The sequence below is a fragment of the Candidatus Obscuribacterales bacterium genome, from assembly GCA_036703605.1.
GTDB lineage: Bacteria > Cyanobacteriota > Cyanobacteriia > RECH01 > RECH01 > RECH01.
In genome coordinates this window covers 1-8,217 of sequence record DATNRH010000438.1, presented here as the reverse complement: position 1 = coordinate 8,217, position 8,217 = coordinate 1, and the positions used below count along the sequence as shown (strand labels likewise).

The 8,217-nt window shown below is 50.9% G+C and carries 7 protein-coding genes; 4 read left to right on the top strand and 3 right to left on the bottom strand.

What is annotated here, in order from left to right; genetic code table 11:
- From V6D20_09210 to V6D20_09195, 4 genes are all read left to right on the top strand, one after another.
- Positions 1–1,361, top strand: a 1,361-nt coding sequence (locus V6D20_09210) for a DNA-directed RNA polymerase subunit beta'' (GenBank protein ID HEY9815956.1), incomplete at its 5' end; no start/stop codon positions are given.
- Between the two features lie 365 nt (positions 1,362–1,726).
- Positions 1,727–2,089, top strand: a complete 363-nt coding sequence (locus V6D20_09205) for a metal-sensing transcriptional repressor (GenBank protein ID HEY9815955.1) — start codon at positions 1,727–1,729, stop codon at positions 2,087–2,089.
- A gap of 71 nt (positions 2,090–2,160) precedes the next feature.
- Positions 2,161–2,643 (top strand): tRNA (cytidine(34)-2'-O)-methyltransferase, encoded by a 483-nt coding sequence (locus V6D20_09200; GenBank protein HEY9815954.1) that lies wholly within the window; start codon positions 2,161–2,163, stop codon positions 2,641–2,643.
- A gap of 1,131 nt (positions 2,644–3,774) precedes the next feature.
- Entirely contained in the window at positions 3,775–6,018 is a 2,244-nt protein-coding gene (locus V6D20_09195) for a peptidoglycan DD-metalloendopeptidase family protein (GenBank protein ID HEY9815953.1), read from the top strand.
- A gap of 136 nt (positions 6,019–6,154) precedes the next feature.
- On the opposite strand, the gene lipA is transcribed toward V6D20_09195, so the two are convergent.
- From lipA to V6D20_09180, 3 genes are all read right to left on the bottom strand, one after another.
- Positions 6,155–7,051 (bottom strand): lipoyl synthase, encoded by an 897-nt coding sequence (gene lipA / locus V6D20_09190; protein ID HEY9815952.1) that lies wholly within the window; start codon positions 7,049–7,051, stop codon positions 6,155–6,157.
- Positions 7,052–7,174: 123 nt separating this feature from the next.
- Positions 7,175–7,867: a Rho termination factor N-terminal domain-containing protein gene (locus tag V6D20_09185; protein HEY9815951.1), complete on the bottom strand. Its 693-nt coding sequence runs from the start codon at positions 7,865–7,867 to the stop codon at positions 7,175–7,177.
- Positions 7,864–8,217, bottom strand: a 354-nt coding sequence (locus V6D20_09180; GenBank protein HEY9815950.1) for a hypothetical protein, incomplete at its 5' end; no start/stop codon positions are given. The genes V6D20_09185 and V6D20_09180, both read right to left, overlap by 4 nt.

The window sequence follows — 8,217 nt, the reverse complement described above, 5'->3', positions numbered from 1 at the left end:
TATCAGGTGCAGAGATTGCTGAGGGCATCATCCTAGAAGAATCGGGACAGGTCATTGAAACCCGCGATGCAGAAGTCGTATTGCGCATTGCCCGACCCTATCGCGTCTCGTCTGGCGCAGTGCTCCATATTGATGATGGAGACTTGGTACAGCGGGGAGACAATCTAGTGATTCTGGTGTTTGAGCGCACCAAAACAGGAGACATCATTCAAGGGCTACCTCGGATTGAAGAATTGCTGGAAGCTAGAAAGCCCAAAGAAGCCTGTGTTCTAGCTAATCGCCCTGGCACGGCCCAGGTGATCTATAGCGATGATGACGTGGGTGAAGTGAAAGTCATCGAAGACGACGGGGTGATTGCGGAATATCCCATTCGTCCTGGACAAAACGTTTTGGTGGTGGATGGGCAGCGCGTAGCGGCCGCTGAACCGCTAACCGATGGACCTGCTAATCCCCATGAGATTCTAGAAGTCTTCTTCCGTCTCCACCGCGAATCAACCAGCACCCACGAAGCTGCCATGATCAGCCTAGAGCGAGTACAAACGTTCTTGGTGAATGAAGTGCAGTCTGTATACCAGTCTCAAGGGATTGATATTTCAGACAAACACATTGAAGTGATCGTGCGTCAGATGACCTCGAAGGCGCGGATTGATGATGGGGGTGATACCACCATGCTGCCCGGTGAATTGGTAGAAATCTACCAGATCGAGCAGGTCAATAGTGCTATGGCAATTACGGGTGGGGCTCCGGCTGACTACACCCCTGTATTGCTGGGGATTACTAAAGCCTCGTTGAATACCGACAGCTTCATCTCAGCGGCGAGTTTCCAAGAGACGACACGGGTTCTGACAGAGGCTGCCATTGAAGGCAAGTCTGACTGGCTACGGGGGCTGAAAGAAAACGTGATTATTGGTCGCCTGATTCCAGCGGGGACGGGCTTCAATGCTTACGAGGATATGCCAGGTGTGGAACCTGATCCGAGCCAAGAGCCTAGTGTCTTTGACGAAAGCCTGGATTTGCAGGATGTGGTGCTAGACGATCGCACAGCTCGCACCTATGAGCTGGAGGGTGGTCTGGATGTTTTCCCGGCGGATATTGCCCGTAATCGAGGACAGTTTCCTGCCAATCGCCCGAACTACAACCTGGGTGGTGATTTCCAAGATGATGACTATTCCCAAGTCATTGATGATAACTCCCAAGTTATTGATGATGGCAACAGCGTCGATGATGACTATTCTCAAGTCATTGATGATGATAACAGCGTCGATTCTGAGCCCACGATGAATATTGAGCCGATCATGGATGGTGAGCCAATCATGGATGTTAAGCCCGCGATGGATCTAGACGTGGACGACGACATTTAACCTGTTCTTGGTTAACCTGCGACCTTCCTAATCTCGTGATTTTGGACTCGATCGCGGTCAGTCCCTTCGATGTACGTATGTAGTCGGAGGGACTTTTCCATGGATAGGCAGGGGAGCGATCGCCTCCCTGTGGACTCTGAATGCTGAATAAACAGCTATGGCCGACATGGCCTGGAGAATGGTTCAAGGCGTAGACCGTTGCACCTAGGGTTTCTCGATGTTCCCCATAGAAGGATGCCAAGGTCTGCCAGGCTTAGGATTGGTCAAGCAGTTGAGATCTCAAGCTACCCTAGAAGTAACGATTAGTTGGCATTACTCCGCCGCTAGCATTGCATGTCCGCCTTTCTATATGCCGCTTCATCCCTATGACAACGTCTGAGTCTGCGTCACCGCAACTGCCCAAATCGTCCCATCACCACGCATCAGAGCCTGACCATGCCCACGCGGCCCATCCCCATGTGCATGATGAGGAATCCCTGCGCCGCATTATCAACCGGCTTTCCCGTGTTGAAGGCCATATCCGCGGCATCAAGATGATGGTGCAGGAGGGGCGACCCTGTCCAGATGTGCTGGTGCAAATTGCCGCCATTCGTGGTGCATTAGACCGTGTGGCACGCATCATTCTGGATGAGCACCTCACCGAATGTGTTGGGCGGGCCGCCCGTGAAGGAAATATTGACACTGAGATTGAAGAACTTAAGGCGGCCCTCGATCGATTTCTGCCCTAAAGGCGATCGCGGGCTGTCATTTAATGTTGAAATATTGCTGATTCATAAGATAAACAAATATATCTTGTTCTATGCCTCGTATTGTTCTAGTCCATCCCCAAATTCCACCCAACACTGGCAACATTGCCCGCACCTGTGCCGCAACCGAGACTGAGCTGCATCTTGTTGGCCCCCTCGGATTTGAGATTAGCGATCGCCAGCTTAAACGAGCTGGTTTGGACTATTGGCCCTATGTCAACTTGACCTACCATGAGTCCCTAGACCAATTTCAGCAGTATCACCGCCAGCAAGGTGGACGCTGGGTCGGTTTTAGCGTGTCGGGCTCTGTAAGCTATGCCCGCTTTCAATTCGCGGCGGATGATTGGCTGCTGTTTGGTTGTGAAACCGCTGGTTTGCCAGCGGATGTGCTGGATGCCTGTGATGCGAGAGTGCATATTCCTATGTCGCAACCCCAGGTGCGTAGCCTCAATCTTTCGGTGAGTGTGGCGATTGGACTCTTTGAAGCTCGGCGGCAGCTTGACTTGCTCCACGCCAAGCCCCATGTTCGTCTGTAAGACTGTTGGCTGCGATCGCTGTAAGGCTTTTTAGAAAAGCGTTACAGCCTTCTATTTAAATTTATTTATAGACTTAGGCGCTGAGAATCTCCGGACAAGATGGTTGCATCGTGAAAAGGTCACTATGTTTTAAGCGCCCAGGGTGGGCGGTGATCAGGCACGATCGCAGGCGCGTCACGTTCAACCTCAGGGGCGAGGATCAGGGCGCATCAGACTTAGATCCTGATGTTGGGAACAGCCTGCTGGGCTTTTGATGCGGCCGGCAAGGCTCCAAGACACAACAGGATGCGATCGCGTTTTGCTAAATCGGTCTTCAATCTTGTCCGTTGCCTAGACTACATTCAAGGATCTTTTGCGATAAGAAATCTCTATATCGCACTCGATTTGAGGCAGTAGATCAAGATTAAATGCGCCTTGGGGCATCTCATGATCAACCAATCCCGAATTTAAATTCGATAGCATCTAGGATTTTTAGGGTATGTTAAAGCAATCAACAGATCTATTCCTTACGGATGAGGATTGAGCTCATAAGGTACTCTGTTCTGTTGCCCAAACCCTGCATTCAGTCTAATGACTTAAGTCGTCATTGTGGATGAACTTTCTTAAGGTCTCTAGCGCCTAATCCCTAGAATAAAAAATAGTGAACTAGCTGTAGAACCACCGATACACAAGAACTTCAGTCCCTTGATCCATGTATTCGATCGTGGTTTATCGTTGCAATTCCAAACCCAATGGATGTTTGGCTTTATGGGGTGTGTAACTGATCCGTGCAGAAAAACGATGAATTATGTGTTGGCAAAGATGTCACACAATTATTCCTGAAATTGCAGAAAGTGCCTCATAGAGAGAGTTTAGGCGACTTTTTTTGCAGCTATCGTTACCATTTCCCACGGTTCCATCTGCTCAGATTTTCTGATGCATTAGTTTTACTTAAGCCTGCACAGTCTTGAATTTTTGTTGGACTAGTGTAAGCTTGTCTAAGCCATAGAAGCAAGGTAATCTTACCTAGGCATGTAGTTTGATTGGTGACCCTGCTCTCATTCTCAGTGTGATCCAAGTCATAGAAGGGCTAGATTGCATCGGCTGAGTCACTCAAAGACAGTTGAACGCTGGTCATTAGGAGGTCGTTCTTTGAAACGAGCATTTCCGCAGAAGGTTAAGCCTCTGCCTAGTTCGCTTTCCGTTGATATCAATGCGATCGGGCAGAATCAAAAGGCTTCTGTCAGCGGTAGCCGTAGGTCTCGCACCTCTGCCGCGATGCTAGGGCTAGCACTCTCCATGGGTGCGTCCAGTATTTTATTACCCCGCCATGGAGATGAAGCAGCGGCGGCTGAACCCAAGCCGGCGGAATCAACCACCGCAGCCGCTTCCCCGTCATCCCAGGACATGAAGTCCAACGCTGGGGCAGACGAAGCTAATCGTTCCGTTTTTCGTGCTGATGAGACGTTTGCTGAGCATATTGTCCGGGAAGGGCAAACACTCTGGCAGATTTCGAGTCTGTATCAGGTAGATCTCAGTCTGATCACAGCGGCTAATGGGCTGTCCCCCAATGCAACGCTGTATGTGGGGCAAGTTGTGCGTGTTCCGGGCGCAGAAGCTGCGATCGCTGCTCCCAGCACCATCGAATTGAGTGAGCCATCTCGTTTGAGCCAGGCTCCATCTATCCCCGTTGTCCCTCCTGCTGTTCGGGTATCAAGCCAGTTTAGTGATACTAGCGAACAGGATCGTCAATTGAAGGCTGAGCAAGACGAAGCTCTTCGCTTGCTCCAACAAAAGCGAGACCAGCTCCGTGCTAGTCTTGACAGCCTATCCAGTCTTCCATCTCCCCAAATGACCTCTGTCACGGTGGGAGAGCAGCTTCCAGATCTAGTCGCAACGGCTCCTGGAACCTTGCCCCGCTCGCAGGCGTTTGGGATTAACGATATTAAGTTAGACGCTCCCTCTGAGGTGAGCCAAGAGAGCAAGTTAGATGAGCAACTGCCCGTCTCGATCGCCTCTTTGCCTTCAGAGCAGACTGGTCTGACAGACTCCCTCGATCTAGGGCTGACGAATCCAGAACCTAGCACGACTCTTTCCTTTAACTCCGGATCGATGACTCCTGCGTCGAACGGTCAAGCGTCTGATGTAGTTATGCCGGATATGAGTATTACTCATGAAGTGGCACCCGGCGACACCATTGCTAGTCTTGCAAGGGCTTACAACGTTACGCCAGACATCCTAGTCACGGAAAATCGTATTTCCAATCCAAACTTTATTTTGGTGGGTCAGGTTCTAACCATTCCAGCCCCTTCTTCCACCTCGGTGACGCTGAGCGAAGAGCCCGTCTCCTTGATTGCAGCGGCTCCGACGACGCCGGTGTTTTCCAACCCATCGAACTTGAGTAGCCCTTTGTCGGTGAACGACAATTTCCAACTGGACTTGGGGCAACCTCAACGTTCATCGAGCAATTCTCTCCAACTCGATTTGCCTGCAGCCTTACCAGGATCAGAGGCACTTATCGTAGCGGATGAACAGGCTGAAACGATCGCGGCTGTTCCTAGTGAAACGGAAATGGCTGCTCAGCCTATGCAATTTTCGATTCCGCCCACAGAACAGTCTCCGTCCTATCTAGACCAACTCTTGAGCGACGTAGTCTCGTTGCGAGAGCAGTCTCTGGGTGGGCAGAACAGCACCATCGTTTCGACACCCTCGATTCAGGCTGAGGATGTTGCATCAGAACCGGCTGCGCCAGATGAGTTAACGCTCGCTGCTCGCTCGACCAGCCTAGATTCCCCTGAGTTTCAGCTTGAACCCGTAACGACCGAACAAAGTCCTCGGGTGCCGGAAACCTCTGAGGCATCTGAGCCTGCTCCTGAACCAGATTTGGTGGCTGTGGCACCCCTTGGTGCTGAGAACTATAGCCCGTTGATTGAACCGATCACGGGACGGATGGTCTCTCCTGAGCTACCTCCTTTGTCTGGCTCTGATCGTTACCTGCCTAGTGGAACGGAAGTCTTCAATGGCTATATTTGGCCATCGACTGGAACGTTGACCTCTGGCTATGGCTGGCGCTGGGGACGGATGCACCGAGGAATTGACATTGCTGCTCCCGTTGGCACTCCGATCGTGGCGGCTGCGCCTGGTGTTGTGGAATTCTCTGGTTGGAACTCGGGTGGCTACGGCAACATGGTGGAAATCCGTCATGCTGATGGCAGCATGACCCGCTATGCTCACAATAACCGCAACCTAGTTCAGTCTGGGCAGAGCGTGGAGCAAGGGCAGCAAATTGCGGAAATGGGCAGCACGGGCTATAGCACCGGCCCCCACGTCCACTTTGAGGTTCACCTACCTAGCGAAGGAACGGTTAACCCCATGGCATACCTATCTGGTCAATAGGTCATAGATACCATAGCTCTCCCATCATTCTCGTTCTTGACTGGACGAGCATAGCGACAGGAGAGATATAACTAAACCGCTCAGCCTTGATCAAGGCTGGGCGGTTTTATGTAGGGCTGATGCTTGGGCTCGATGATTAGGAGGGAGCTTGTCCGGCATGGTAGGAACTGCGCACGAGGGGCCCAGATCGGACATGGGAAAAACCTAGGTTACGGGCGATCGCGCCCAATCGATCAAAATCTTCCGGCGGCCAGTAGTGTTGTACGGGCAGATGGGCGAGGGAGGGCCGCAGATATTGCCCAAGGGTGAGGCGATCGCATCCCACGTCTCGCAAGTCGTGCAAGGCTTCAATAATTTCTGCTTCGGTTTCTCCTAGCCCCAGCATCAGCCCCGATTTGGTAGGCATCGTGGCATCTATGGCTTTGACCTGGGCTAAGACCCGTAGCGATCGCTCATAGTTGGCCCCCCTCCGCACGGGCCCCTGTAAGCGCCGCACCGTTTCCAGATTGTGGTTGTAGCAAGCCGGCTGAGCTTCGACGACCGTGGCAATGCGTTGCTGTTGGGCATCCACTCCCCCTGCCCCGCCCCAGAAATCGGGCGTCAATACTTCAATCTGGGTTTGGGGATTGAGGTGGCGCACGGCGGCCATGGTTTGGGCAAACCAACCTGCGCCTTGATCGGGTAGGTCATCCCGCGCAACGGAGGTGAGCACCACATACTGTAGACCCAAAAGCTGCACAGACTCGGCTACTTTTTGGGGCTCTTGGGGATCGAGGGGCATGGGAGCATGACCCTTATCCACTTGACAAAAGCTACAGGCGCGGGTGCAGGTGGGGCCCATTAATAAAAAGGTGGCGGTGCCTTGGGCGTAGCATTCGCCTCGATTAGGACAGCGTCCTTCTTCACAGATGGTGTGGATGCCGCGCTGTTTAATGATGCGCTGCACGGTGGATAGTTCGCTAGCCCGACCCAAGGGCGATCGCAGCCAGGCTGGCATGGGAGTAAGCGGCGGAGAGGCAGGCTTTGAATTCATTCCAGTCGGATCTGTAGGGTGCCTATATTTTATCGAGGAATGCTAGAGTTTGCTTGGGTTCTGCTTCTATGTATGCCAGTGGTGTTCAAGAGCGATCGCCTCCAAGATGTATGGAGATCTTGACTAATCTGATGACTTGCTCAGCACACTAAGTAAATCATCTTTTTTCATTTTGCTAATGCCAACGATACCTCGCTTTTTGGCCATTGCCTTTAAGTCAGTCACTGAGAATGTTTTAAGGATACCAATGTCAGTGATGGTGTCTGGCATAGCTTCAGGAACCAGATAAAATATTTGTTTTAGTTCCTCTAGCTTTTTACCCCGAGTGATACCACATTTAAGGTTGGCAATTGGGTCTAAGGTCTTCCAATATTGTCGAGGGGCTTCATCAATTCGATTGGTAGCAATAGCAAGCTTGACTCCTTTGAGAGGACTGGCTGGCTGGTTAATCAAATAGTCTAGGGCCGACATAATCTCATCTCTGGATGCCTTGGAAAGGTTGATTTTTGGGATAGCTTCGCCAGCGAGGACTTTGACAATTTCTACCGTGTCACTATTGCCATCGGCAACAATACACCATACTCGATCTAAACCAGCTTCCTCTGCAACGGCATATATGAATGAATTACCAATGACCTGGTATGCATCGTCGCCAGTCTCTTTGACAATCACCGGGATCCAGTTTCTTCCGCCTTTCTGATTGAGTAAGTGAGCAGATGCTTTAATTAGAAACTCTGGAGCATCAGTTTCTTCGCCAGGTTCAATCTCATCTAAATAGATGTGCATTAGATTACCGATATCGTTGAGGTTACTCATTGTAAGAAATACTCCTTAGCTAAACTTTTATAATATTCATGGGCATATCGATCTCGGTAAACCGCAGGCTTTCGAGAAAAGGCAGCACCTGCGATATTAGCGTAGCTTGGAATCTGAGGAATGTGAAGATCTTTTTTGGATGTGGTACGCCTAGGGTAGAAATATGATGACAAATCAAATCCTTCCTTTTTTGCAGTTTCTATGATGTTGTGAATCTCTTGCTGGGCGATCGCTAATTGCGCTGGCGTGATCCTCTCTCCATTAAAGAAAATGGGTAATGGAATAGGACTACCATCTCCTTTCTCAGCCTGCACTTCAGGAAAGAACTTTTTGATGGCGATCGCAGCGTT

Excerpts from the sequence above, each read along its gene's own strand:
- lipA (HEY9815952.1), bottom strand. The coding sequence starts at position 7,051 with ATGAATTCAAAGCCTGCCTCTCCGCCGCTTACTCCCATGCCAGCCTGG.
- V6D20_09205 (HEY9815955.1), top strand. The coding sequence starts at position 1,727 with ATGACAACGTCTGAGTCTGCGTCACCGCAACTGCCCAAATCGTCCCAT.
- V6D20_09200 (HEY9815954.1), top strand. The coding sequence starts at position 2,161 with ATGCCTCGTATTGTTCTAGTCCATCCCCAAATTCCACCCAACACTGGC.
- V6D20_09185 (HEY9815951.1), bottom strand. The coding sequence starts at position 7,867 with ATGAGTAACCTCAACGATATCGGTAATCTAATGCACATCTATTTAGAT.